The sequence below is a fragment of the Halovulum dunhuangense genome (assembly GCF_013093415.1).
Lineage (GTDB): Bacteria > Pseudomonadota > Alphaproteobacteria > Rhodobacterales > Rhodobacteraceae > Halovulum > Halovulum dunhuangense.
The window spans coordinates 681,697-705,947 of sequence record NZ_JABFBC010000001.1 but is presented as its reverse complement, the minus strand read 5'-3'; the positions used below and the strand labels follow the sequence as shown (position 1 = coordinate 705,947).

Sequence of the window (24,251 nt, the reverse complement as noted above, 5' to 3'; positions counted from 1 at the left end):
TTCATCCTTTCGGTGTTGGGTGAAGGCCGAAGGCGGCCACGGCCTCGAGGATGCCGGCAGCACCAATGGCTTCGGCCCGGTGGATGTGGTCCGCCTCTTCCAGCCGTTCCAGCAGCGCGGGCTCGGACCCGCCCACGGCGACGGCCCTGAGGCCCGAGGCCAGCATCGAATGATCGTTCAGCGTGTCGCCCGCGGCCAGCACCCGCCCCTCGTCCAGCCCCAGATGGGCGACCAGCCGGCGCAGCGACGGCCCCTTGCTGACGCCCTTCGGCAACACGTCGAAGTATCGGTTGTCCGAGATCAGGTGATCCAGCCCCAGCGCCGCCACCTTGTCGGCCGCGCTGCCGTCAAAGGCATCTGGGTCAAGATCGTAGCTGACCCGGTAGCGAAACGCGGTCGGCTGAAGCGTCAGCCCTGGATGCGCGTCAAGCGCTTCGCGAACCCGCGCCCCGCTGTCGCCCCAGCGCCGGGCGATATCCGCCTCCAGCGCTGCGATGGGGTCCAGCCGTCGCGCTTCGCGGCGGACACGGGCGATGGTCGTGCCGACATCGCCGATCACATATTCGGGCCAGGGCACGCCCTGCGTCTCGCACAGCTCCACGATGAAATCCGGATCGCGGCCGGTCACGAAGACAAGGCCGATGGTCGCGCGATGCGCCTCGATCCAGTCGTAAAGCCTGCGGCGGTCGATGTCCGAACCGCCGAGAAAGGTGCCGTCCAGGTCGGTCGCCAGCACGAAGTCGCGCGTGGAAAGGTCGGATTGCAATTCGCTCATCTCGTTCATTCTGCATGTCCTCCGAAGCCGCGGATGCTGGCCGGGTCGGCCGGATGGTCCAGAACCAGGTCGAGCATGTTGGGCTCTCCCTCGATCGGGCGGGCCCAGAGCCGGGCGAAAGTCTCTCCGATATCGGCACCCTGGGTCAGGACGCGGAACACCGCCTCGCAGATCGGCATGTCCACGCCCACGCGGGCGGCCAGGTCGTTCACCGAGCGGGCGTTGATCTCGCCCTCGACCACGACATCCCTGCCATCGAAGCAGCGGTCGCGCGGAATGCCCTGTCCAAGCTGCACGCCCAGCGACATGTTGCGCGAAGTCCGGGACGAACAGGTCAACGTCAGGTCGCCTGCCCCGGACAGGCCCGTGACCGTCTCGCGCCGCCCGCCCAGCGCGGCGGCCAGCGTCTTCATCTCGTCCATGCCACGGGCGATCAGGGCAGCGCGGGTATTCTCGGCGAAGCCCGCCCCGGTCATCATGCCGCAGGCAATGGCAATCACGTTCTTGACCGCGCCGCCGATCTCGACTCCCACCGGATCGTCCGAGACGTAGGGCCGGAACGCCTCGGAACTGAGCGAAATCGCCAGCCGCGCCGCGGGGCTTTGAACCGGGGACAGCCGGTCGGCATAGGAGAAGGGGAACGCCACGGTGACGGCGGTCGGGTAGCCGCGCGCCGTCTCGGCCGCGAATGTAGGGCCGGAAAGCGCGCCGACAGGGTGCCCGGGCAGCAGGCTGCCCGCCACTTCGCCCAGCAGAAGGCCGGTTTCCGCCTCGATCCCCTTGGCACAGAGCGCGACGGGCACCCCCTGCGGCAGGTGCGGGGCCAGCTGCGCGCAGATCTCGCGAACGGTCCGGGACGGGGTGACCAGCAGCACTGCCTCTGTCCCGTCGAGCGCCGTCGCAAGATCGGAGATCGCAACGATCCCTTCGGGCAAGGCGATATCGGGCAGGTGGCGCGGGTTCATGCGCTGCCGGGCGACCGCATCGATCACATCGGGGTCGCGCCCCCACAGCCGCACCTCGCGTCCGGCGCGGCGCGCGACCGCTGCCAGCGCCGTGCCCCAGGACCCGGCGCCGATCACGGTGATGGTGCGATAGGGCTCGGCCCTTGCGGGCACCGGCGTGACGCCCCTGTTGTCAATCCGCATGAAGACGGTCCCTTGCTGTTCTTTCCGTGTCCGCGTTTCGGGTTCAGCCAGTATCCTTGGCGCACGGGGCGCGGGGGCGATGGCCAGCCCGTCAAGGCCCGTCAAGGAACGTCGCCCGAGCCCCGATATACGCAATCTGCCGCAAAATTCAATGCTACTCTCCCATATCCAGCAACAATACGACAACGCAGGCGCGGAATGCACTCTGCATGGGCATAAGGGGCAAGATTGATGCGCAAATGTACAGATTGGGCCGAAAGTCGTTGTTTTCGATATCATATCCACAGCCTTTGAAATTCTGCACAGGCCGCGCTTCGTGCGAAGTAATATGCTTCATAACTGAAATTATGTAGTTTTATCTGGGATTCCTCTGCTTCGATGCCGCGGTCAACCCAACCTCAGCGGCATTCATTTCGCCTCTCAACCGGGCCAGAGGGATATCCACATCCCTGGAAAAGTTGACAGACGGCGCCCAATGCTTACGTTTCCCGGAGCGCCTTTCGGGTGCACCGCAACAATTGCGTTTCGATATTCGCTACAATAATCACCAAGAGGAGTTCCCATGTCAGCCGCCGCAGTCAGAACCGCCATCTTTCCGGTCGCCGGTCTTGGGACGCGGTTTCTGCCCGCGACCAAGGCAACGCCAAAGGAACTGCTGCCCGTGATCGACACGCCCCTGATCCAGTACGCGATCGACGAGGCGCGGGACGCAGGGGTAGAGCGGATGATCTTCGTCAGCCATCCCAGCAAGGGCGCGATCGAACGCCATGTGCGGGCGGATGCGGACCTTGCCGCCACGCTGCGCGCCCGCGGCAAGGCGCGGATCGCGGCCGAACTCGAAGCGGCGGCGCTGGACGATGACGAGGCAGAGGTTCTCTTCGTCATGCAGGATGAACCGCTGGGCCTCGGCCACGCCGTCAACTGCGCGCGGGACCATGTGCTGGATGGCCCCGTGGCGGTGATCCTGCCCGACGACCTGATCCTGGGGCCGAAGGGGTGCCTGTCCGAGATGATCGAGGCCTATGGCGAGGCCCGCGCCGGCCACATGGTCGCGGTCATGGACGTGCCGCAGGACCGGACCGGCGCCTATGGCGTGCTCGATGTCACCGCCAGGTCGGGCCGTATCTCGCAGGCGCGGGGGATGGTCGAGAAGCCGGCGCCGGAGAAGGCGCCTTCGAACACCGCGGTGGTGGGGCGCTACATCCTAGACGCAGCCATATTCGAAGCCCTCGCGACCCAGGCACCCGGCGCCGGAGGAGAGATCCAGCTGACCGACGCCATCGCCCGCGGGATCGAGCGGCTGGGCCTTGCCGGGTTCCATTTCAGCGGCCGCCGCTTCGATTGCGGGTCCAAGGCCGGAATGCTGGCGGCAACCCTGCACCTGGCCTCGCAGGACGAGGAATACGCCGAGGTGCTGGCCGAGTTTCTCGGCACCGCACCCGCCACTGTCGCGGCCTGACGCCACCGCCGGTTGAACCCGGCTTGCCGATAGCGCTACCCTCGGTCGGTGAACGGGCAGACCGCTGCCCGGGATGGTGGCAGAAGGAGAAACGCGTGGCGCTGGCAGACCGGATCTCCCGCGACGACACCGCAACCGAGGCGCTGGTCGACTGGTGCCGAGATCGGCTGACGACCGCCCGCAGCCGGTTCGAGGCAGAGCAGGCCATCGCGCGCCGACTGGGCGCGCGGCCGGACGGGGATGCGGCCTGCTTCGGGTTCTGGTGTCCCGAGCTTCTCGACAACCGCGTGCCCGAGGGCGACGTTTTCCTCGAACTTCTGGCGCCCCTGGAGCCGCTCGACCTGACACGGTCGCACCAGGACATCCGCTTCGAGCGGCATCTCGTCCCCGTCGCCCGCTGCGAGGCCTTCAGCTTCGTCGTCCTCGGCGGCGCCATTGCCGGCACGCGGGACCGCACGGGCGACTTCTACGCCCTGACCTGGCGCGATGCCGAGGGCGACTGGCACCGCATCCTCGACCCGCTGGCCATGTCGCTGCCCTTCGGCGCCTTTGCCCCGGCCGAGCTGTACGACCTGGACGCGATGCAGGCTGCGCGCACCGACGGTGACTACTACGCCGCGTTGGGGGGCAGCACCCCGCACAAGTTCGGCCCCCCGGTGAACATCCTCCAGATCCATGTGCCCACCGCCACCGCGGGCGGCACGCTGGCCAGCCTGACCCGGCATTTCCAGCGCCTCGCCGACCGGATCGAACAGGGGTTGCCGCTGGAACAGGGCGATACGCTTTACCTGGGCTACGATGCCGTGCAGCTGCTTCCCGTCGAGCCGACGACCGTCTACGAGACCGGCCCCGATTTCTGGGAGGAAACCGACGGGGATGGCGGTCTGACAGTATCGCTGACCCGGCCCAATACCACCAACTGGGGGTATGACGTGGTGATCGCGGGCATGGGCACGGTCAATCCCTGCCTGCTGGAAACGGGGCGCCCGGACGAGCTGGTGGACCTGGCCGCGACGCTGCACAATTTCCCCGGCAAGCCGAAGATGCTGATCCTCGACGTGGTCTTCGGCCATTCCGACAACCAGGGGCTGCGGGCGCTCAACGCGCATTATTTCGCCGGGCCGAACATGTACGGCCAGAACCTCGACTACCGGAACCCCTCCGTGCGGGCGATCCTGCTCGAGATGCAGCGCCGCAAGATCGATTTCGGGGCCGACGGCGTGCGGGTGGACGGGGCACAGGATTTCAAGTGGTGGGATCCAGCCACCCAGACCCTGTGCCATGACGACGACTATCTTCAGGCCATGGCCGACATCGTGCAGGAGGTGGCCGGGACCCGCTTCCGGCCCTGGTTCATCTTCGAGGATGGCCGCCCCTGGCCGCAGGAAGACTGGGAGCTGTCCTCGACCTATCGCGCCGTGATCGACAACCAGGCCGCGACGGACCCCGACGTGTTTCAGTGGGGGCCGCTGACATTCGCCCATAACACGCCCTTCATCTATGGCTTCTGGCTGTCGAAATACTGGCGAATCCGCGAGATGCTGGAATGCGGGGCGAACTGGATCTCGGGCACCGCGAACCACGACACGCTGCGGCGCGGCACACAGGTCAACCCAAAGCTCAACATCAACACCCGCCTGGGCGAGACGCGGATGGAGATCCTCGACAAGGCCTATGACAATCCGGCCGTGTCGATGCTGACCTATGCCGCCTTTCCGGGCGTGCCGATGGATTTCCTCAACGCCACCGCACGGGCCAGATGGGGCTTCATCCGCAACCAGGACGACCGTTACGGCGTGAAGGTGGTGGCCGAGGAGGCGATCAGCCTGAAATGGCAGGTGGACGCCTACAGCTATTCCATACCCGCCAATTTCCGACGCCTGAAGGAACTGGGCTTCGAGACCCGCGAGGAACTGGCGCGTTTCTTCGAATTCCTGCCGGCGCTGGTCGAGGTCACCGAATACGACCTGGAGCAGATCGCGAAACTTCTCAACGAGGTGGAGCCGCGGCTTGCGGGGCCGGCGCATCTCGACGTGCCGACCCTGAAGCAGGTGGCGCGGGCCTGGATGGACGACATGCACGACTACTGCAACGTCGCGCATTCGATCTCCACGCTGGAGCCGCGCCAGACCGCCTTCATGCTGAAGCTGCGCAATTTCCGGCGCGAGAACCCGTGGCTGCGCAGCAATTTCGGTCCCCGGGACCGGTTCGACTATCTTCAACCGGTGGCCGGGCGGACGGTGTTCACCTCGCTTCGGCACGGGCCGGACGGACGGCAGGTCTTTACCATAACCCACATGGAAGGTGGCGAGACCGGGGAGTTCGACCCCCTGACCCTGCCCATCGAGGGCCTTCAGGGCTTCGGCTGGGAAGTCGCGCTGCGCGCGCCGCCCATCGGCGAGGAGTATGTCGGCGGGCCGATCGTCCTGCGCGACAGCATGGGGCTGGTTTATACCCGCAGCCCCGGACGGTGACGGCGGCCGGGGACCGCCGGCGGACAGGTCAGGCCCACCCGCGCCATGCACGCGCCGCAGCCGGGCTTGCGCGATCGTGCCGCTCTCTGGCACTGGAGTCATGAGGGCGTCTCCGGCAGCCGGGCCGGACAACGGCCCCGGGCAAGGGATGCCGGGCGAATGGAACATGCAGCGACCGACCGCCTGAAGACGTTCCTTCTTCTGGCCGCACTCGCCGGGCTTCTGTCGGGGCTGGCACTTTACGCAAGCGGCAGATCCGCGGCGGCCGGGATCGCCTGGTTTGCCGGCGTGGTTCCCGTCCTGGTCGCGCTTCTGGCGGAAATCATCGGCAGCCTGCGCCGCGGAGAGGTCGGGCTCGACATCGTGGCGGCCCTGTCGATGAGCGCGGCACTGGCCTTTGGCGAAACGCTGGCCGCGGCGGTGGTCGCGCTGATGTATTCGGGCGGCACCTTTCTCGAGGGATTTGCCGAGGGCCGGGCCAGACGCGAGATGCACGACCTGCTTTCGCGCGTGCCACGGACCGCGACCCGCCACCGGAATGGCGGGCTTGAGGATGTTCCGCTCGACCGGATAGCGCCCGGCGACAGGCTTCTGATCCGGCAGGGCGACGTGCTGCCGGTGGACGGCTCCATCGCTTCCGGGGTCGCGTTCCTGGACACGTCCGCCCTTACAGGGGAACCCCTGCCCCAGCGGCTTCAGCGCGGGGCGGATGCGATGAGCGGGTCCACCAATGCCGGCGAGGCCTTTGATCTGACCGCGACGCGCATCGCACGGGACAGCACATATGCCGGGATCGTGCGGCTGGTCGAAACCGCGCAGCGGTCCAAGGCGCCGATGTCCCGGCTGGCCGACCGCTGGTCCCTGGGCTTTCTGGCCGTAACCGTTGTGATCGCGCTGTCCGCATGGTGGTTCAGCGGCGATCCGATCCGTGCGGTGGCGGTGCTGGTCGTCGCCACGCCCTGCCCCCTGATCCTTGCCGTGCCGGTGGCGCTGGTCGCGGGCCTGTCCAGGGCCGCGCATTTCGGGGTGCTGATAAAGGGGGCCGGCCCGCTGGAGAAGATGGCGCGGATCGCGACGCTGATCCTGGACAAGACCGGGACACTGACCGACGGACGGCCACGGATCGTGGCCATCGACAGTCGCGACGGCTGGCGCGAGGAAGACATCCTGCGCCTTGCCGCGGCGCTCGACCAGGCATCGAAGCATCCGGTGGCGCAGGCGATCGTCACCGCCGCCAGGGCGCGTGGCCTTTCGCTGCCGGTCCCGTCGGAGGTTGCGGAAATCCCCGGCGAGGGGGTCGTCGGAAGCGTCGAGGGCCGGCGCGTCATCGTCGGCGGCGAGGATTTCGTGGGTCGCCGGGTCGGACTGCCCGCCGGGTCAGACCCGGCGCTGGCCGCCGGTTCCGTGCTGGTAGCGGTCGCCGTTGACGGGCACCTGGCCGGGCACCTGGTCATGGCGGATCCCCTGCGCGAGGAGGCGGGCGCAATGATCTCCAGCCTGCGCGGCGAGGGCATCGGCCGCATCATGCTGGCGACGGGCGACCGTTCGGAGGTGGCGGAACGCGTGGCCGAGGGCCTGGGCCTCGATGGTCTGCGGGCCGGTCTTGCCCCGGATCAGAAGGTGCTGCTGGTCCTGTCCGAGCGCAAGAACGGCCCGGTGATGATGGTGGGCGACGGGGTCAACGACGCGCCGGCGCTGGCCGCCGCCGATGTCGGCGTGGCGATGGGTGCGCGCGGCGCCGCCGCATCGGCCGAGGCCGCCGACGTGGTGCTGCTGGTGGATCGGATCGACCGCCTGCGCTCGGGCATCGTGATCGCCCGTCGCGCGCGCCGCATCGCGCTGGAAAGCGTCGTCGCCGGGATCGGCCTTTCGGTTCTGGGCATGATTGCCGCGGCGTTCGGCCACCTGACCCCGGTCCAGGGCGCAGTGCTGCAAGAGGTCATCGACGTGGCGGTAATCCTGAACGCCCTGCGCGCCCTGAGGATCACGCCCCCCGAGACAGCCCCCTTCCCCGGCCCCAAGGGCCAGCCGGCATGACTGCGCCATACCGGGCCGGCCCGTGGACTTCACCGCAATCATGCCGCATCCACGACTGCCCGCAATCCGGGCAGCGCCTGCCCGGGGGCCAGATCCGCGCGCGGTTCCCGATTGCAAAGGCGGATATTCTTTCCCCTAGTGTGGAAGGCCCGCCGCCACAGCGAAAGACCGATTGATGAGCCTTGACCAGATCTTCGTCCTCGTCCTTCTGGGCATGGTTTTCCTGAGCTTCTTCCGGGAGATCTATCCGCCCGAGGTCACGGCGATGGGCGCTTCGGCCGCGCTTCTGGCAACGGGGATCATCGAGACGGGCGATTTCCTGACCGTCTTCGGCTCTTCCGCGCCGATCACCATCGCGATGATGTTCATCATCTCTGCCGCGCTGGAACGCACCGGGGTGCTGGGCATCCTGGGGGAAGTGCTGAAACGGCAGGCGCGCGGATCCTTCCTGCGGGCGATGCTGCTGATGATGACGGGAACGATGGTGGCCTCGGCCTTCATGAACAACACGCCTGTCGTGATCCTTCTGGCGCCGATCATGATCTCGGTCGCCGCATCGGTGGGGGTCGCGCCGTCGCGGCTGCTGATCCCGCTCAGCTTCGCGGCAATCTTCGGCGGCATGCTGACGCTGGTCGGCACCTCGACCAACATCCTGATGAGCGGCGTCGCGCGCGATGCCGGACAAGCGCCGATCACGATGTTCGAGATGACGCTGCCGGGGCTGATCCTGGCGGGTGTGGGGACGCTCTACATGATCTTCGCGGGGCGCTACCTGCTGCCGGACCGCGCCTCTCTCTCAAGCATCCTGGGCCAGGAGAGCAAGCGCAAGTTCCTCGCGCGGCTGCTGATCCCGCACGAGTCCAAGTACATCGGCAAGACGCTGAAAGAGCTACCCTTCAACACGCTCGAGACGCGCATCCTGGACGTGGTCCGCGGCGAGGTGTCGATGCGGCGCACGATGCAGGACATGACGCTGGAGGCAGGGGACCGGCTTGTGCTCAAGACCGGGACCGGCGAGATCCTGGGCCTGAAGGAAAACGGGCAGGTGGCGTTCCGCGACATGGACGATCACGGGCTGGAGCCCGTCACGGCGGACCAGACGGTCACGATGGAGGCCAGCATCGGGCCGAATTCGCACCTGATCAACCGGCCGATCAAGGATCTGAAGCTGCGCCGGAAATACGGCGTCTACCTGATGGCGGTGCATCGCGAGGGGCAGAACATCTCGCGCAATCTGCCAGAACTGCGCCTGCACTTCGCGGATACGCTGCTGCTCGAAGGGCCGCCCGAGGGCTTGCAGCGGCTGATGGAGGATGGCGGCATCATCAACCTGTCCACCCCGTCCGAACGCGCCACGCGCCGGACCAAGGCACCCATCGCCATAGCAACGATCCTGGGCGTGATGGTTCTGGCGGCGGTCGATGCCATGCCGATCGCGGGGCTTGCGCTGATCGGGGCGGTGATCGTGATGATGACCCGCTGCGTCGATCCGGAAGAAGCGTTCGACTCCATCGACTGGCGGATACTGTTCATGATCTTCGGCATGCTGGGCCTGTCCATGGGCCTGGACGAAACCGGCGCGGCGCGGATCATCGTCGAGGGGCTGGTGCATGCCGTGGGCGGGGCGGGTCCGCTGGTCGTGCTGGCGGCGGTCTATGTGATCACGAGCACCCTGACCGAGATGGTATCGAACAACGCCGTCGCCGTTCTGGTCGGCCCCATCGCCATCGCGCTGGCGGTCGAACTGGGTTTCGACCCGCGCCCCTTCATCATGGCGGTGATGTTCGCCGCATCGGCCAGCTTCGCGACGCCCATCGGCTATCAGACCAATACCTTCGTCTACAGCGCCGGCGGCTACAAGTTCACGGACTTCCTGAAGGTGGGCCTGCCGCTGAACCTGATCTTCGCCGTCGTCGCGGTGCTGGTGATCCCGCTTTTCTTCCCCTTCTGACGCGACCGCCCGCATCCCGCCCGGCATCGGATGAAGCAGGAAATCCGATTGAACTTTTTCATATTTCGTATATTCGTGAAATATGGAAACAGATGTCCCCTCCCGGCTTGCGATTCTCGGCCATCCCCAGCGGCTGGCACTCTTTCGCCTGCTCATGCGCCGCTATCCCGATCGGGTCGCGGCAGGTGAGCTTGCCGAGGCGCTGGACCTGAAGCCATCCACCCTGTCGGCCTATCTGTCGGCGCTCATGCAGGCAGGGCTGGTCAGCCAGGAACGTCACGGCACGTCGCTGAGATACGCGATCGCCATGACAGAGGTGCGACGCACCTTCGACTACCTGCTGCTCGACTGCTGCCGCGGCAGACCCGACCTCTGCGCCCCCGCCACAATCCTCATGACCGCCGGAGCAACTGCCATGCCGGATCAGAAATACAGGGTGCTCTTCATCTGCACCGGGAATTCCGCCCGTTCGATCTTTGCCGAGGCGATCCTGCGCAAGGAAGCCGGCGACCGGTTCGAGGCCTTTTCGGCCGGCACCCGGCCACGATCCGAACTGAACCCCTTCGCGCTCAAGGTGCTCGAGAAGCACGGCCACGACATCTCGGCCCTGCGGGCCAAGAATGTCGGGGAATATCAGTTCGAGGATGCGCCGAAGTTCGACTTCGTCTTCACGGTCTGCAACCAGGCCGCGAACGAGGATTGCCCCGCATGGCCCGGCCAGCCAGTCAGCGGGCATTGGGGCGTCCCCGACCCGGTCAAGGCGACCGGGACCGATGCCGAGAAGAACCTTGCCTTCCACCAGGCCTATTCGGCGCTGCGCAACCGGATCCTGGCCTTTGCCGCCCTGCCGCTGAACACGCTCGACAGCATTTCGCTGCAACGCGCGGTGGACGAGATCGGCCGCACCGGGACCGGGGTTTCGGCATGACCGTCTACGCACTCAACGGGCTGGGCCGCATCGGCAAGCTGGCGCTGCGGCCCCTGCTGGAGCGTGGCGCGCGGATCGCATGGATCAACGACGCGGTGGGCGATCCGGCGCTGCATGCGCATCTGCTGGAATTCGACACCGTGCACGGCCGCTGGCCGGCGCGGTTCGCGCATGACGCGGAAAGCGTGACGATCGACGGAACCCGCCTACCCTTCATCGGCACGCGGGATCTGTCCGCACTACCGCTGGAAGGCGTGGACGTGGTGATCGACTGCACTGGGGTGTTCAAGTCCGAGGCGAAGCTCGCCCCCTATTTCGCGGCAGGGGTCCGCAAGGTCGTGGTCTCGGCCCCCGTCAGGGACGGGGACGCGGCCAACCTTGTCTACGGGGTCAACCACGACACCTATGACGCGGCCCGCCACCGGATCGTGACGGCGGCCTCCTGCACGACGAACTGCCTTGCGCCGGTGGTCAAGGTCGTCCACGAGGGCATCGGCATCCGCCACGGATCGATCACGACGATCCACGACGTGACCAACACCCAGACCATCGTGGACCGCCCCGCCAAGGATCTGCGCAGGGCGCGGTCCGCCCTGAATTCGCTGATCCCGACGACCACGGGATCCGCCACCGCGATCACGCTGATCTACCCGGAACTCAAGGGCAGGCTGAACGGACATGCGGTGCGCGTGCCGCTTCTGAACGCCTCGATCACCGATTGCGTGTTCGAGGTCGAGCGCCCCACCACGGCCGAAGAGGTGAACGCCATGCTCCGGGCGGCGGCGGACGGTCCGCTTGCGGGGATCCTGGGCTACGAGGAGCGGCCGCTCGTGTCGGCCGACTACACCAACGACACCCGCTCCGCGATCGTCGACGCGCCCTCGACCATGGTCGTGAACGGCACGCAGGTGAAGATCTACGCCTGGTATGACAACGAGATGGGCTATGCGCACCGGCTGGTGGACGTGGCGCTGATGGTCGGTGCCTCGCTGTGAACAAGCACCGGCCTGAAGGCCTGTCCGCCTATGTCGCGGTGACGGCCGTCTACTGGGCCTTCATGCTGACCGACGGCGCGCTCAGGATGCTGGTCCTGCTGCATTTCCACACGCTCGGCTTCAGCCCGGTGCAGCTGGCCTATCTGTTCCTGCTCTACGAGGTGGCGGGGATCGTCACCAATCTTTCGGCTGGATGGATCGCAGCGCGCTTCGGGCTGACCACGACTCTTTATGCGGGTCTCGGACTTCAGGTCGCGGCGCTGATCGCGCTGGCGCAACTCGATCCGGGCTGGGCGGTGGGCCTTTCGGTCGCCTATGTCATGGCGGTGCAGGGGGCCAGCGGCGTGGCCAAGGATCTGGCCAAGATGTCCTCGAAATCGGCGGTGAAGCTCCTGGCGCCCGAGGGCGATGGCGGGCTGTTCCTCTGGGTCGCGATCCTCACGGGATCGAAGAACGCCGTGAAAGGGCTTGGCTTCCTTCTGGGCGCGGCGATGCTGGCGACGGTCGGCTTCGTGGGCGCGGTGCTGGGCATGGCAGCGGTCCTGGCGGCGATCCTGCTCGGCGTGCTGATCGCGATGCCCGCGGGCCTGCCGCGCGGGCGCAAGGGCGCGAAATTCACCGAAGTCTTTTCCCGCTCTCCCAACGTGAACTGGCTCTCGGCCGCGCGCGTCTTCCTGTTCGGCGCCCGCGATGTCTGGTTCGTCGTGGGCATCCCGATCTATTTCTACGCCGTCCTTTCCGATGGCAGCGAGGACAGCCGGCGCACCGCCTTCTTCGTGATCGGCGGTTTCATGGCGGTCTGGATCATCCTCTATGGGGCGGTGCAGGCCGCGGCGCCCCGCATCCTGCGGGCCGCGTCCCGCCCCGAGGCCGCGTTGATCGACGCCGCGCGCCGCTGGTCGGCCGGCCTTTCGCTGGTGCCCGCAACCCTTGCGCTGGCGGTCTGGCTTGCGCCTGGCCCGGCCCCCTGGCTGACCGCGACGCTGGTCGCGGGGCTGCTGGTGTTCGGGGCGATCTTCGCCGTGAACTCCGCGCTGCACTCCTATCTGATCCTCGCCTTCACGCGGGCCGAGCGGGTCACGATGGATGTGGGGTTCTACTACATGGCGAATGCCGCGGGCCGGTTGACCGGCACGCTTCTGTCCGGCGTGACCTATCAGCTGGGCGGGCTGGCGCTTGTGCTGGGCACCGCGGCCGTGATGCTCGGGCTGTCCACCGTCGCGGCCGCACGTCTTCGTGCGCAGGGCCCTTCCCCGCAGCCCGCCTGAAGGGCGCGCCAACACAGCCGGACGATCGCCCGCCCCCGGAACCGGCAATAGCCGCAAAGAAAAAATCACCACCCGAGTGAAACAACACAGCTGCGCGGGTCGTCGCAACACATGACCGACTTCTCCGACGCACATAATGGGTGGATTATGTTACATTCGAAGAGCGTTGGGCGTTTTGCCCGCACCGTTACTGTCGCGGCCAAATATCGGGCCCGCGGGTCCAGCCGCTCCATCCGACGCTTCGCCACGGCGGAAGATGGGGCCGTGACCGTCGAGTTCGTTATCATCTTTCCGATGTTGATGGGCTTCCTGCTGCTGGTCTTCACCGCCAGCATGTTCATCGCCACGATATCCGAGGTTCAGCAACTCAGCTTCGAGCTTGCGCGCGCCTCGCTGGTGTTCTTCGACCAGCCCGACGTCTATCCGGACTTCTGCCAGGGTCTGCTGGCAGAGCGGCTGGACGTGCTCGCCGACAACTTTTCCCGGCTCGAGCCTGGTCGCATCGCGGATGTGAACTGCAGCATCGATCCCGTCAGTTCCCTCATCGAGGTGTCGGTCGATTATGACTTCGAGGATGATTTCCTCAGCCGCATGGGCCGCCTGATCGGGCTTGAGCTTCAGTCGGTCACCCGCAGATCGATCCTGCAGGTGTAGCCATGCTGGCCCTGTACTGGCCCCGGAAGAAGCGGCTGTCGGATTTTGCCGACGACGAGTCGGGGGCGCTGAATGCCTTCGTGATGCTGCTCATGCCTCTGATCCTCTTCTCGGTCGGCCTTGGCATCGACCTGACAAAGCTTAACGCCCAGGAACGTTATGTTCAGGGCCAGGCGGATCTGGGCGTGTTGTCCGGACTCCGGGCGGCGACCACGGCCGAGGAATTGCGCGACGCGGTCCGCACCACGGTCGAGGCGAACGATGGCTACGACACCCTGCCGCTGCGCGACGCCGACATCGTGCTGGGAACCTATTCCCACGCCACCGGCTTCACCGCGGCCGACGACCAGCTCAGCCTGGTCGGTGTCGATGCCTTCGAGGTGCGCGTCCGCTCGGAAGTGGATTTCTTCATCATCGACCTTTTCATGCCGCCGGGGCTGAAAGGGGTGCAGCGCACGGCCGTAGGCCAGCTTGCCCCGCCGCTGGTATCCTTTGCCCTGTCGAACTGCCTGCTGAGTGCGACGTTGCTGGATGGGGTTCTGCGGCCGCTGATCGGCACCGAACTCGACGCGCTCTGCCAGGGCGCCGCGGTCGATGTACGGCTCACGGCCGAGGAATTTCTCGGTGGCTTTGCGACGCAGGTCGAATTGCTGAAGCCCAGCGGCAGCGCCGTCACCTATGGCGATATCCTCGACACGCAGCTTCCCGTCGCCGATGTCCTCGGCGCCGTCACCGGCACCCCGGTTCCCGACACCGGAGAGACCATGGTGCTGGCGGACATCATCTATCTCGCCCCGGGATTGCGGGCGCTGCGCGCCGCATCACCGCTGCCGCCGATCGAGTTGAGCGTGGCCGACCTTGCCTTTGCCACCGCCGAGCTGCTGACGACCCGCGTGGCAGATGTCGGCGTCGGTCTCGATCTTGGCGGCGTGGGGGTCGTCGACGCCGCCCTGACGGTGGGCGATCCGCGCCAGATCGTGCTCGGCGCCACACCGGGCGATCCGAACGCGGTCGCGCGCACGGCGCAGATCCAGCTCGATCTCGACGTGATCGATGTGGCGGGGGTCTTCACGCTGAGGACCTCGATCGATGTTGCCGCAGCCAGCGCGACGCTGACCGATGCGGGCAACGCCTGCTCGAAGGTGCCAGGGGACGAGGTGGCGGTCTTCGATCCGGTGAACGCATCGCTTCTGGACTTCTACCTCGAGGTGGATGTGCTGAACCTGCTGCCGCAGATCGCCGACCCCGGCGAACTGGCCGAGGGGCTGAGCCTGATCTTCGACCGCACCACCGAACGTCGTGCCTTCACCCATGCGCAATACCAGGCGGAAGAGGCACAGGAAATCCGGCCCCAGGGCTTCCTGAACGATGACAGCATCACCCGATCCCTGCGAGAGGCGACCTCCGGTCTGCTCGATGCGGTGTCTCAGACGATCGCGTCAGAGAACGGCTGCAACGGGCTTCTGTGCCTGGTCACGGGGGTCACCGGCACGTTGAACGCCCTGCTCGGCCAGCTTTCAAGCGCCGTGGACGACGTCTTCGCGGGACTTGGCCCGGCCGGCACGCTGGTGGACGAGATCTACGGCGGGCTTGTAGATCTGAACGTCGCAGTTGCCGAACTGGAACTGCTCGAAGTGACCTGCGGCACGGGACGACTGGTAAAATGAACAAGCGAAACCAGCCAGAGGAGACGGCAAGTTCCCCCTCAGCCGCGCTGGCTGGCGATGTGCCCCGTCCAGTGGACGGGGCACATTCCAAACTCAACGATCACGCCTTGCGCAACGCGGCAGCGCCGCTGCGTCCGCCAGACGGGAACTCACGCTGCAGAATGCCGTGCAGCACGAACAGCGTGATGCCGACACCCAGCAACGTCGAGACGAACGCCGTCAGCAGCACCGGCAGCATCGGGCCGACACCGGTCACTGCGGCAAGGAATGCAAGCCCGACAAGCGGGGCATGCAGCCCGAAAAATGCGGTCAGCATGACCCGTCCCTTGACCGTTCCGAAAAATGAAGCGCCACCCATACTAACCCCCAGGTCGCAAATAAAACCTGACCATGTTTGCAATTCGAGATCTGCATCTCATAGTTGCGGAATGTGGCAGAAGGATGAAAGTGAACACCGCGCGGCGACAGACCTGGACCGGTGGCTCGTCGCGATCCGTGACGGGGACAAGGCCGCATTCCGCCACTTCTACGAGGCGACATCCGATCTCGCCTTCGGGGTCCTGATCAAGATGCTGCGCGACCGGAGCGAGGCCGAGGACGCGCTTCAGGACGTGTATATCCGGGTCTGGAACAAGGCGCATCTCTTCGAAAAGGGCCAGGTCGGCGCCGCTGCCTGGCTGGTCGTCATCGCAAGAAACCTTGCCATCGACAGGCTCAGGGCCCATAAGCGCGCTCTGCCGTTGGCGGATCCCGAAATCGATCCACCTGCGGATCAGGTCGGGGCCGAAGAGCACGTCTCGGGACGACAGATGTGGCAGGCTTTCAGCGCCTGCCTTGGGGAACTGGATGCCGCGCGGGCCGGGGCCGTGCAGGCCGTGTATCTGGAGGGGGCAAGTTACCAGGAACTGGCCGATCGGCTGAAGATGCCGATCAACACGGTCAAGACCTGGTTGCGACGCTCGTTGATCAACTTGCGCAGCTGCATGCGCCGCAGACAGGGCGAGGCGCCCGAATGATGGGCCTGGCGGATTTCGAAGACGATGCCGACATGGCCGAGTATGTGCTCGGCCTGAGTTCGCGACGCGCGGCCCGCGCCCTCGAGCGGCGGATCGAGCGGGAACCAGCCCTTCGCGAAAGCTATCACGAGTGGATCCGCATGCTGGCGCCCATGAACAGCGGCTTCACGCCCGTGCGCGCCCCGAATGTCTTTTCCCGGGTGGAAAGCCGGCTCTTCCCGGCGCCGGCGCCGCGCAGGAAGGTGCCGCTCTGGGTGCCGATCGCCCTGGCGGGCGGTGCCGCGCTTGTGCTTGCGGTGAAGGGCGCGCTTATCCTCGAGTTCATCCGGCTTCTGTTCTGATATTCCGACGCGGCTATCGGTCGCCAATCAGCAGCAGCTCGACCGTGACGCAGACGGCATTGCGCCCTGCCGCAAGCCTGCCTTGGGCAAAGCGGCCATCGAAGCCGACCGAGGCGGCGGATATCCGGGCCCCCGCCCCCGTGACGCGGCCCTCGGTCACCAGCATTTCGGTCGCATAGCTCTCGAGCATCGGGCCATCCGCGAATTGCGTCCCGACGAGGCTGCCGATCCCTTCGATCCTGGCCGAGCCCATGTCGTGGCGCGCGGCCAGCGCCGCGGTGGCCTGGCCCAGATCCTGGTTCGGCCGCAGGCTACAGAGCAAGGCGCGTCCGCCGCCGGACCGGGGATCGCCGTCAGCGCGCGGCCGGAACAGGGCAAAGCGCGTCTCGGGATCCTCGGCCACCTCGAGCCGTGCGCCGGAAATGCCCCAGCCCGCGACCGCGCAATCGGCCCCGACAATGCTGTCCTGCGGCAGAAGGTGCCCCATCCTTCCGACACCGTCCGGACCGGCCCAGATCCCGTGGCAATGGGTGAAAGGCTGCCCGTCGCGCAGGCCCAGATGCACACCGCCCGTACGGATCACGGCCCCCGCGCCCAACGTCACGGTGGCGCTGTACCATGCGGCGTGGCCATCGCCCGGCGCAGGCGCAGGCTGCACGAAGCAAAGCCGCCGCATCGGCACGGCCTCAAGCCGCAGATACCCCGCCGAAAAGCCAAGGGCGGCGAACCCGTCGGCCAGGGCATCGCCAAAGCTCTGCCCCGCCCTCAGCGTTACCGTCACGGGGTGTGCCCGGCAGGCCACCACCGACGCCCGCTCGGCGCTGGCCGGACCGGGATGGCGGATCGCTTGCAGGCCCGGCGCGTCCCTCACGCGGCCACGCCCGGCAGTTCGCCCCGTGCAAGCAACTCCTCGCGGATCATCTTCTTGGTGATCTTGCCATAGGCCGATTTCGGCATCTCGTCCCAGAACACCAGGCTGCGCGGAACCTTGTAGCGCGCGATACGCCCCTCGAGCCAGGCAAGCACCGCCTCCGGCTCGGGCGACGCGCCCGGACGCGCGACGCACACGGCCAGCCCGACCTCCCCCCAGACCGGATCGGGCACGCCCAGCACCGCCACCTCCGAGATGTCGGGGTGCAGAAGCAGCTTTTCCTCGATCTCGCGCGGGTAGATGTTCGACCCGCCGGATATGTACATGTCCGACGCCCGCCCGGTCAGATAGACGAAGCCCTCGGCATCCATGTGGCCCAGGTCGCCAGTCAGGAACCAGCCGTTGCGAAAGCTCTTGGCGTTGGCATCCGGGTTGTCGAAATAGCCCGCGAACACCGCCGGCCCGATCACCGCGATCTCGCCCGTCTCGCCGATGGCCACCTCCTCGCCGCGGTCGTTCTGGATCTGCACCTGCATTCCCGTGCGGGCGAAGCCGCAGGTGCCGATGCGCATGGCGCCATCCTCCGGGTGATGATGCGCGGGCGGCAGCACGGTGATGTTGCCCGTCACCTCGCCCAGCCCGAAATACTGCACCAGAACCGGCCCCAGCTTTTCCAGCGCCCGGACCTGGTCGGCCCGGTACATCGGCGCCCCGGCATAGATGACATAGCGCAGGCTGGAATGGTCGAAGCGGTCGATGGCCGGATGCTCGACCAGCAGCTTCACGATGGTCGGCACGGTGAAGGCGTTGGTGACGCGCCAGTGCTCGACAAGGCGCCAGACCTCTTCGGGGTCGAACTTCTCGCCCGCGGGAAGGATCGTCTTCACCCCGTGGGCCACCTGAGCCAGCTGGTGGATCCCCGCCCCGTGCGACAGCGGCGCCACCACGATGGATGCATCCCCGGGCCCGGTCCCCGGCATCAGGTCGCACAGGTGGTTGGTGACGACAAAGGCCATCTGCCCGTGGGTCAGGATCGCAGCCTTGGGCCGGCCGGTGGTCCCGGAGGTGAAGAAGAACCACGCCGGATCGTCACGCTGCACGACCACCGGCGCGGGGCGCATGCCGATGTTGCGGGCGACAATGGCCTCGTAGTCCTCGGCGAAACCGGCCTCGCCCAGCGCGATGGTGAACTCCACCTGCCCCGCGCAGGCGGCGGCGTGCCCGGCGAAGCGCGCGCCGCAGATCAGCCCGCGCGCCTGCGCCGAACCCGCAAGCCAGGCCACTTCCTCGGGCGACTGGCGGAAATTCGCGGGTACCCAGACGGCGCCCACCCGCCAGCAGGCGAACATCGCCTCGAACATCTGGTTGCAGTTGGCCGATTGCACGAGGATGCGGTCGCCCTTTCTGACGCCGAACTCGTGGGTCAGCGCATGGGCAAAAGCGGCGGCCCGGGCCTCCATCTCGGCCCAGGACCAGGTCCGTTCGCCCCAGACGAAGCCGACATCCTCGCCAAGCCGCCGCGCGCTTTCGGTCAGGAAATGCGACAGGTTCATCACCCGGGTGGAAACCGGGGTGACGCCCTGCGACAGGTCGATGGTCATTTCACCCGCTCCAGGATCGAAACGTAGTTGGCGACCGCCGCGCCGCCCATATTGAAGACCCCGGCCAGCCGCGCGCCGGGGATCTGCATGTCGCCCGCCTCGCCCATCAGCTGCATCGCGGCCATGACATGCATGGACACGCCCGTCGCCCCGATCGGATGCCCCTTGGACTTCAGCCCGCCCGAGGGGTTGACCGGCAGCCGTCCATCCTTGCGCGTGATGCCCTCGCGGATCACCCGGTGGCCCTGCCCTGGCGCCGCCAGCCCCATCGCCTCGTATTCCAGCATCTCGGCGATGGTGAAGCAGTCATGCGTCTCGACCAGCGAAAGATCGTCGATGGCGACGCCACCCTCGGCCAGCGCCTTGTCCCACGCCATGCGCGCGCCGCGGAACTCCAGCACGTCACGGCGCGACATCGCCATGATGTCGTTGGCCTGCGCGCGGGCGCGAAAGCCGATGCCGCGCGCCATGCCGGCCGCCGTCTCTGCATCGGCCAGCACCAGCACGGCCGCGCCGTCCGACACGAGCGAGCAGTCGGTGCGCCGCAGCGGGCCCGCGACGCGCGGGTTCTTTTCCGAGACGGTGTTGCAGAACTCGACCCCGAAATCCTTGCGCAGATGGGCGTAAGGATTGCCCATGCCGTTCGCGTGGTTCTTCGCGGCGATCATCGCCAGTTCTTCCGACCGGTCGCCGTAGCGCTGGAAATAGCTGTCGGCGATCCGCCCGAACAATCCGGCAAAGCCGCCTTCCGCGTCCGCCTCCTCCTTGCGGTAGCTCGCGCCCAGAAGGATGTCGCCCACCTCCGGGTTGGGGGTGGCGGTCATCTTCTCGGCGCCGACGACCAGTGCGATCCGGCCCCGGCCCGCATCGATGAAATCGAGCGCGCCGTGCAGGGCCGCAGAGCCGGTGGCGCAGGCATTCTCGTAGCGGGTGGCGGGCACATGGGCGAAACGCGCGTCCCCCATGGCGACCAGCGCGCCCTGGAAATCCTGCTTCGAGAAGCCGTTGTTGAAGACACCCACGAACAACCCGTCCACGTCTTCGGGCGTGATGCCCGCATGATCCAGCGCCGCGGCGACGGCCTCGGCCATCAGCGCCTCGGTGTCGGGATGCTCGGACTTGCCGAAGGCGGTATGCCCCCAGCCGACGATCTGCGCCTTGGTCATCTCTCTTTCCTCTCCAGATGGCCCGGACGCGCAGCGTAGGACTGCGCGAGCCTGTTTTCTATCTCTGACGCTTCCTGCCTGAGCCGCGGGACGAGTTCGGCACGCCGCGACTCTCGCATCCGGCTTTCGACCGCGGCCAGCGACAGCGCCCCGGCAAGGCCGCCGTCAGGGCCGCGAAGGGCAATGCCCAGCCCCCAGGAATCTTCGAAGATGAGGCCGGGGTTCAGGGCGATGCCCGTTGTGCGGGTCTCTGCCACATGGCGGCGCAGCACCTCCGCCGACAGCCTGGGATAGCTTTCCGACAGCAGCGCCGCGTTCGTGTCGAGCACCGCCTCCACCTCGTCGTCGGGCAGCGCGGCCAGCATGGCAAGCGACCCCGCCCCCACGCCCAGCGGATGCTGGTAGCCCGGCATCAGCGCATAGGTCCGGATCGGGTGCGGCCCATCCTCGCGGTGCAGGCACACGGCAAAGGCGCCACGCCGCACCGACACGAAGGCCGCGTCGCCGGTGGATCGCGCCAGCCGCATCAGGCTGGGCATGGCCGTCTTGAGCAGGCCATGCCGCCCCGCCGCCATCAGCCCCAGCACATAGGCCTCCTCGCCCAGGTGGTAGAGGCGGCTGTCGCCATCCTGCTCGACCTGCCCGGCGCGTATCAGCGCCAGCAGCAGACGGCGGACGGTGGCCTTGTTCAGCCCGGACTGCACGACAAGTTCAGACAGCGAAACCCCTTCCCGGGAATGACGGCCGATCAGGCTGAGCAGTGCCAGCGCCCGGTCCACGCTCTGCGCGCCGCTCAGCCGCCTCTCCACAACCTGTTCCACTATATGAACCCGTATTCTGTCAGTTTCTCGCGATACGCAGGAAGTTACGCCTTATTCACAGATCACAAGGGTATTTTGCAATTTTCCTGTTGTCATTGGAATTTTCATCGGTCCATCATGTGAACGCACGCCGCCCGAAGAAGCGGCCAGACGGATATGGCCCGACACCGGGCCCATCACCGAGGAGGAAAGAATGAGTATTGCCAAGTTCGGCCGCAGCGCGCTGGCCACGCTTCTGGCGGGGGCGATGATGGTTGGCGCGGCCTCGGCCGAGACGCTGCGCCTGTCCCACAACACCGGCGACGCCACCACCTGGCACAAGGGCGCCGAGAAATTCGGCGAACTCCTGGCCGAAAAGACCGGCGGCGAGATCGATGTCCGCGTCTTCCCCAACGCCCAGCTGTCGGGCGGCGACCAGATGCGCCAGGCCGAGATGGTCGGACGTGGCGCGCTCGACCTGGTCGTGACCTCGGCCATCAACGTGACGCCACTGGTGCCCGAGATGGCGGTCTTCTCGCTGCCCTATCTCTACTCCAGCTACGAGCAGGTGGATGCCACCACCCAGGGCGCGCCGGGCCAGATGCTGGCCGACATCCTGCTGGAAAAGGGCATCGTCGTGCTGGCCTGGGGCGAGAACGGCTTCCGCGAGGTGACCAACAACATCCGCCCGATCCGCACGCCCGAGGACATGCAGGGCCTGAACATGCGGGTCGCCGGGCCGATGTATATCGACGTGATGAACGCGCTCGGCGCGAACCCCCAGCAGATGCAGTGGGGCGAGACGATGACCGCGCTCCAGCAGGGAGTCGTTGACGGGCAGGAGAACCCGATCGGCGCCGTGATCATCCCGCAGCAGGTCTACGAGGTGCAGAAGTACCTGACCGCGTGGCACTACTCCTACGATCCGGTGTTCCTCGGCATCTCCAGGGCGAAGTGGGACAGCTACGACGCCGACACGCAGGCCCACATCCGCGACGCTGCGCAGGAAGCGATGGCCTATCAGCGCCAGATCACCCGCGAGAGCACGGCCTCGGGCATCGAGTTCCTGCGCGAGAAGGGGATGGAGGTCTACGAGCCCACGGCGGAAGAGCTGGAAGCCTTCCGTGCCGCGACCAAACCCGCTTTTGACACCTGGGCGGCCAAGGTCGGCGAAGAACTCGTCACCGCCTTCCAGGACGCCATCTCGGCGGCCAACTGAGCCGGACACAACCGGGCCGGCCGTCCTGGCCGGCCCGGCGCTGAACTCTCCGGGGTGCCTCGACATGGGATTTCTTCTGCGCGACGCGGAAAAGATCATCTGCGCGGTGATCTTTCTCGGCATGACGGCGCTGGGCTTTGCCAACGTGGTCGTCCGCTACGGCACCAACCTGTCGCTGGCCGCCACCGAGGAGTTGCTCACCAACGGCTTCCTTCTGCTGACCGTTTTTGGCGGCGCCATCGCCGCGCGGCGGGGCGAGCATCTGGCCGTGACGCTGGTCCATGACGCCTTGCCCAGGGCGCTGTGGAAGCCGCTCTTCCTCATGTCGGTGCTGCTGACGGTGGGGCTGCTCGCGCTGTCGGCCTGGTTCTCCTGGCAGGCGCTGACCAATCTCTATGGCAACGGCATGCGCTCCTATGCGCTGGGGCTGCCGGCCTGGTACTATCAGGCGGCGTTGCCCTTCGGCTTCGCGCTCATCATCGTCCGCTACATCCAGCACGCGCTCGAGGTGCTGAAAGGCCGCGCGAAGGACGAGATCCCCGATGTTTGAGGCGCTTTCCGACATCTCTGCCGGGACGCAGATGATCGTCCTGTTCTTCCTGCTGATGGCGCTCCGGGTGCCGGTTGCCTTCGCGCTGGGGCTGTCGGCGGTCTATGCCATGTGGCGGATCGGCTTCGGGCTGGAACTGGCGGGGGACCTGATCGCCGCCGGCGTCACCAAGTTCTCGCTTCTGGCGATCCCCTTCTTCATCCTTGCCGGGACCCTGATGGGCACGCTGGGCATCGCCGAGCGTATGATCCGCTTCTTCCGGGTGCTGATCGGAACCCTGCCGGGCGGCATGGGGGTGGTCGGCACGGTGGTCTGCCTGTTCTGGGGCGCGGTCAGCGGCTCCGGACCGGCATCCGTCGCGGCCATCGGCCCGATGATCATCAAGGGAATGGAAGAGGACGGCTACAGCCGCGCCTATGCCGCCGGTCTCGTATGCGCCGGGGCGGCGCTGTCCATCGTCATCCCCCCCTCGATCGGGCTGGTGATCTACGGTGTGATCGCCGAGGCGTCGATCTCGCGCCTTTTCATCGCGGCCATCGTGCCGGGTCTGTTCATGGGACTTGCCATGCTGGCCGTCCTGCCCCTTGCCACGCGCGGCGCCAGGCCAGCGGGCAGCCCCGGCCTTGCCGCGCTCTGCCCCGCGCCGGATCCCGGGCTGCCCTATGGTCGCCGCCTGGGCAAGGCCTTCCGCGAAAGCTTCTGGGGGCTGATGACGCCGGTGGTGATCCTGGGCGGCATCTATTCGGGGATCTTCACCCCCACCGAGGCGGCGCTGGTCGCCACCGTCTACGCGCTGGCCGTCGGCGCGCTGGCATACGGCACGCTGACGCTTCGCGGGCTCTATGACGCGCTGGGCGATGCCGCGGCATCCTCTGCGGTGGTGATGCTGGTGGTCGCCTATGCCAGCCTGTTCGGCTGGGTCGTCACGGTCGAGGATCTGGTCGGCAGCTATTCGGGCGCCCTGCTCGGCCTGTCGGACAATGAATGGGTGATCCTGCTCGTGATCATGCTGATCCTGCTGCTGGCGGGCATGTTCATGGATGCGGTGACGGTCATGTTCATCTCGTTGCCGATCTTCATGCCGGTGGTGCGGGAACTGGGCTGGGATCCGGTCTGGTTCGGCGTCCTGGTGATGGTGAACCTGGCCATCGGCCTGATCACGCCGCCGGTGGGCATCAATCTTTATGTCGCGGCGAATGTCACCAGGCTCCCGATCGAGCGGGTGGCGTGGGGCGCGCTGCCCTTCCTGATCGCAAGCCTCGTGGGGCTGGCGGTGATCGCCGCCGTGCCCTCGATGTCGCAATTCCTGGTCGCGTGGCTGAACTGACCGC

The 24,251-nt window shown here is 66.8% G+C and carries 21 protein-coding genes; 14 read left to right on the top strand and 7 right to left on the bottom strand.

Features of this window, described 5'->3' with window-relative positions:
• Position 1 precedes the first annotated feature (1 nt).
• Both HMH01_RS03425 and HMH01_RS03420 read right to left on the bottom strand, forming a co-directional pair.
• The gene (locus HMH01_RS03425; protein WP_171322506.1) at positions 2-784 is read right to left on the bottom strand and encodes an HAD family hydrolase; all 783 of its coding nucleotides are present in this window, start codon (positions 782-784) and stop codon (positions 2-4) included.
• Positions 781-1,923 carry an NAD(P)H-dependent glycerol-3-phosphate dehydrogenase gene (locus tag HMH01_RS03420; RefSeq protein ID WP_171322504.1) on the bottom strand — a complete coding sequence of 381 codons (1,143 nt, stop codon included), beginning with the start codon at positions 1,921-1,923 and terminating at the stop codon, positions 781-783. The genes HMH01_RS03425 and HMH01_RS03420 overlap by 4 nt, the downstream gene beginning before the upstream one ends.
• Before the next feature lie 562 nt (positions 1,924-2,485).
• On the opposite strand from HMH01_RS03420, the gene HMH01_RS03415 reads away from it, so the two are divergent.
• The 9 genes from HMH01_RS03415 (at position 2,486) to HMH01_RS03375 (ending at position 15,356) form a co-directional block, all read left to right on the top strand.
• Positions 2,486-3,382 carry a UTP--glucose-1-phosphate uridylyltransferase gene (locus HMH01_RS03415; protein ID WP_171322503.1) on the top strand — a complete coding sequence of 299 codons (897 nt, stop codon included), beginning with the start codon at positions 2,486-2,488 and terminating at the stop codon, positions 3,380-3,382.
• Between the two features lie 95 nt (positions 3,383-3,477).
• Positions 3,478-5,856, top strand: coding sequence for a glucosylglycerol hydrolase (gghA, locus tag HMH01_RS03410; protein ID WP_171322501.1), 2,379 nt, complete (start codon positions 3,478-3,480; stop codon positions 5,854-5,856).
• 159 nt (positions 5,857-6,015) lie between these two features.
• A complete protein-coding gene (locus HMH01_RS03405) occupies positions 6,016-7,893 on the top strand; it encodes a heavy metal translocating P-type ATPase (RefSeq protein WP_171322500.1) in 1,878 nt (625 codons plus the stop codon).
• 175 nt (positions 7,894-8,068) lie between these two features.
• Positions 8,069-9,844 carry an SLC13 family permease gene (locus HMH01_RS03400; RefSeq protein ID WP_171322498.1) on the top strand — a complete coding sequence of 592 codons (1,776 nt, stop codon included), beginning with the start codon at positions 8,069-8,071 and terminating at the stop codon, positions 9,842-9,844.
• Between the two features lie 82 nt (positions 9,845-9,926).
• Positions 9,927-10,772 (top strand): arsenate reductase/protein-tyrosine-phosphatase family protein, encoded by an 846-nt coding sequence (locus tag HMH01_RS03395; protein WP_171322496.1) that lies wholly within the window; start codon positions 9,927-9,929, stop codon positions 10,770-10,772.
• Positions 10,769-11,767: an ArsJ-associated glyceraldehyde-3-phosphate dehydrogenase gene (locus tag HMH01_RS03390; RefSeq protein WP_171322494.1), complete on the top strand. Its 999-nt coding sequence runs from the start codon at positions 10,769-10,771 to the stop codon at positions 11,765-11,767. The genes HMH01_RS03395 and HMH01_RS03390 overlap by 4 nt, the downstream gene beginning before the upstream one ends.
• Positions 11,764-13,035: an organoarsenical effux MFS transporter ArsJ gene (arsJ, locus tag HMH01_RS03385; protein ID WP_343035130.1), complete on the top strand. Its 1,272-nt coding sequence runs from the start codon at positions 11,764-11,766 to the stop codon at positions 13,033-13,035. Before HMH01_RS03390 ends, arsJ begins: the two co-directional genes overlap by 4 nt.
• Positions 13,036-13,299: 264 nt before the next feature.
• Positions 13,300-13,689, top strand: a complete 390-nt coding sequence (locus tag HMH01_RS03380; RefSeq protein WP_171322492.1) for a TadE family protein — start codon at positions 13,300-13,302, stop codon at positions 13,687-13,689.
• A 2-nt stretch (positions 13,690-13,691) separates the two neighbouring features.
• Positions 13,692-15,356, top strand: a complete 1,665-nt coding sequence (locus HMH01_RS03375; protein ID WP_171322490.1) for a Tad domain-containing protein — start codon at positions 13,692-13,694, stop codon at positions 15,354-15,356.
• A 100-nt stretch (positions 15,357-15,456) separates the two neighbouring features.
• Here the strand turns inward: HMH01_RS03375 and HMH01_RS03370 are convergent, their stop codons facing one another.
• Positions 15,457-15,672, bottom strand: a complete 216-nt coding sequence (locus tag HMH01_RS03370; protein ID WP_171322488.1) for a hypothetical protein — start codon at positions 15,670-15,672, stop codon at positions 15,457-15,459.
• Positions 15,673-15,784: 112 nt separating this feature from the next.
• Here HMH01_RS03370 and HMH01_RS03365 point away from each other — a divergent pair, with 112 nt between their 5' ends.
• Both HMH01_RS03365 and HMH01_RS03360 read left to right on the top strand, forming a co-directional pair.
• Positions 15,785-16,372 (top strand): sigma-70 family RNA polymerase sigma factor, encoded by a 588-nt coding sequence (locus HMH01_RS03365; RefSeq protein WP_171322486.1) that lies wholly within the window; start codon positions 15,785-15,787, stop codon positions 16,370-16,372.
• Positions 16,369-16,713, top strand: coding sequence for a hypothetical protein (locus tag HMH01_RS03360; RefSeq protein WP_171322484.1), 345 nt, complete (start codon positions 16,369-16,371; stop codon positions 16,711-16,713). Before HMH01_RS03365 ends, HMH01_RS03360 begins: the two co-directional genes overlap by 4 nt.
• A gap of 13 nt (positions 16,714-16,726) precedes the next feature.
• Here HMH01_RS03360 and HMH01_RS03355 read toward each other — a convergent pair whose 3' ends face one another.
• Genes HMH01_RS03355 through HMH01_RS03340 form a run of 4 tightly spaced genes read right to left on the bottom strand, consistent with a single transcriptional unit; the run spans position 16,727 to position 21,172 of the window.
• Positions 16,727-17,584 carry a PPC domain-containing DNA-binding protein gene (locus HMH01_RS03355; RefSeq protein WP_216366749.1) on the bottom strand — a complete coding sequence of 286 codons (858 nt, stop codon included), beginning with the start codon at positions 17,582-17,584 and terminating at the stop codon, positions 16,727-16,729.
• The gene (locus tag HMH01_RS03350; RefSeq protein ID WP_171322482.1) at positions 17,581-19,185 is read right to left on the bottom strand and encodes an acyl-CoA synthetase; all 1,605 of its coding nucleotides are present in this window, start codon (positions 19,183-19,185) and stop codon (positions 17,581-17,583) included. The genes HMH01_RS03355 and HMH01_RS03350 overlap by 4 nt, the downstream gene beginning before the upstream one ends.
• On the bottom strand, positions 19,182-20,351 hold the full coding sequence (locus HMH01_RS03345) for an acetyl-CoA acetyltransferase (protein WP_171322480.1): 1,170 nt from the start codon (positions 20,349-20,351) through the stop codon (positions 19,182-19,184). Before HMH01_RS03345 ends, HMH01_RS03350 begins: the two co-directional genes overlap by 4 nt.
• On the bottom strand, positions 20,348-21,172 hold the full coding sequence (locus HMH01_RS03340) for an IclR family transcriptional regulator domain-containing protein (protein ID WP_171322478.1): 825 nt from the start codon (positions 21,170-21,172) through the stop codon (positions 20,348-20,350). Before HMH01_RS03340 ends, HMH01_RS03345 begins: the two co-directional genes overlap by 4 nt.
• Before the next feature lie 193 nt (positions 21,173-21,365).
• On the opposite strand from HMH01_RS03340, the gene HMH01_RS03335 reads away from it, so the two are divergent.
• The 3 genes from HMH01_RS03335 to HMH01_RS03325 all read left to right on the top strand — a co-directional run bounded on the left by HMH01_RS03335 (position 21,366) and on the right by HMH01_RS03325 (position 24,247).
• Positions 21,366-22,370 carry a DctP family TRAP transporter solute-binding subunit gene (locus HMH01_RS03335; protein ID WP_171322476.1) on the top strand — a complete coding sequence of 335 codons (1,005 nt, stop codon included), beginning with the start codon at positions 21,366-21,368 and terminating at the stop codon, positions 22,368-22,370.
• A gap of 64 nt (positions 22,371-22,434) precedes the next feature.
• The gene (locus tag HMH01_RS03330; RefSeq protein ID WP_171322474.1) at positions 22,435-22,920 is read left to right on the top strand and encodes a TRAP transporter small permease; all 486 of its coding nucleotides are present in this window, start codon (positions 22,435-22,437) and stop codon (positions 22,918-22,920) included.
• Entirely contained in the window at positions 22,913-24,247 is a 1,335-nt protein-coding gene (locus HMH01_RS03325) for a TRAP transporter large permease (protein WP_171322472.1), read from the top strand. Before HMH01_RS03330 ends, HMH01_RS03325 begins: the two co-directional genes overlap by 8 nt.
• Positions 24,248-24,251: the final 4 nt, after the last annotated feature.

Excerpts from the sequence above, each read along its gene's own strand:
- HMH01_RS03425 (WP_171322506.1), bottom strand. The coding sequence starts at position 784 with ATGAACGAGATGAGCGAATTGCAATCCGACCTTTCCACGCGCGACTTC.
- HMH01_RS03420 (WP_171322504.1), bottom strand. The coding sequence starts at position 1,923 with ATGCGGATTGACAACAGGGGCGTCACGCCGGTGCCCGCAAGGGCCGAG.
- HMH01_RS03415 (WP_171322503.1), top strand. The coding sequence starts at position 2,486 with ATGTCAGCCGCCGCAGTCAGAACCGCCATCTTTCCGGTCGCCGGTCTT.
- HMH01_RS03405 (WP_171322500.1), top strand. The coding sequence starts at position 6,016 with ATGGAACATGCAGCGACCGACCGCCTGAAGACGTTCCTTCTTCTGGCC.
- HMH01_RS03400 (WP_171322498.1), top strand. The coding sequence starts at position 8,069 with ATGAGCCTTGACCAGATCTTCGTCCTCGTCCTTCTGGGCATGGTTTTC.
- HMH01_RS03395 (WP_171322496.1), top strand. The coding sequence starts at position 9,927 with ATGGAAACAGATGTCCCCTCCCGGCTTGCGATTCTCGGCCATCCCCAG.
- HMH01_RS03390 (WP_171322494.1), top strand. The coding sequence starts at position 10,769 with ATGACCGTCTACGCACTCAACGGGCTGGGCCGCATCGGCAAGCTGGCG.
- HMH01_RS03375 (WP_171322490.1), top strand. The coding sequence starts at position 13,692 with ATGCTGGCCCTGTACTGGCCCCGGAAGAAGCGGCTGTCGGATTTTGCC.
- HMH01_RS03370 (WP_171322488.1), bottom strand. The coding sequence starts at position 15,672 with ATGCTGACCGCATTTTTCGGGCTGCATGCCCCGCTTGTCGGGCTTGCA.
- HMH01_RS03365 (WP_171322486.1), top strand. The coding sequence starts at position 15,785 with ATGTGGCAGAAGGATGAAAGTGAACACCGCGCGGCGACAGACCTGGAC.
- HMH01_RS03360 (WP_171322484.1), top strand. The coding sequence starts at position 16,369 with ATGATGGGCCTGGCGGATTTCGAAGACGATGCCGACATGGCCGAGTAT.
- HMH01_RS03350 (WP_171322482.1), bottom strand. The coding sequence starts at position 19,185 with ATGACCATCGACCTGTCGCAGGGCGTCACCCCGGTTTCCACCCGGGTG.
- HMH01_RS03345 (WP_171322480.1), bottom strand. The coding sequence starts at position 20,351 with ATGACCAAGGCGCAGATCGTCGGCTGGGGGCATACCGCCTTCGGCAAG.
- HMH01_RS03335 (WP_171322476.1), top strand. The coding sequence starts at position 21,366 with ATGAGTATTGCCAAGTTCGGCCGCAGCGCGCTGGCCACGCTTCTGGCG.
- HMH01_RS03330 (WP_171322474.1), top strand. The coding sequence starts at position 22,435 with ATGGGATTTCTTCTGCGCGACGCGGAAAAGATCATCTGCGCGGTGATC.
- HMH01_RS03325 (WP_171322472.1), top strand. The coding sequence starts at position 22,913 with ATGTTTGAGGCGCTTTCCGACATCTCTGCCGGGACGCAGATGATCGTC.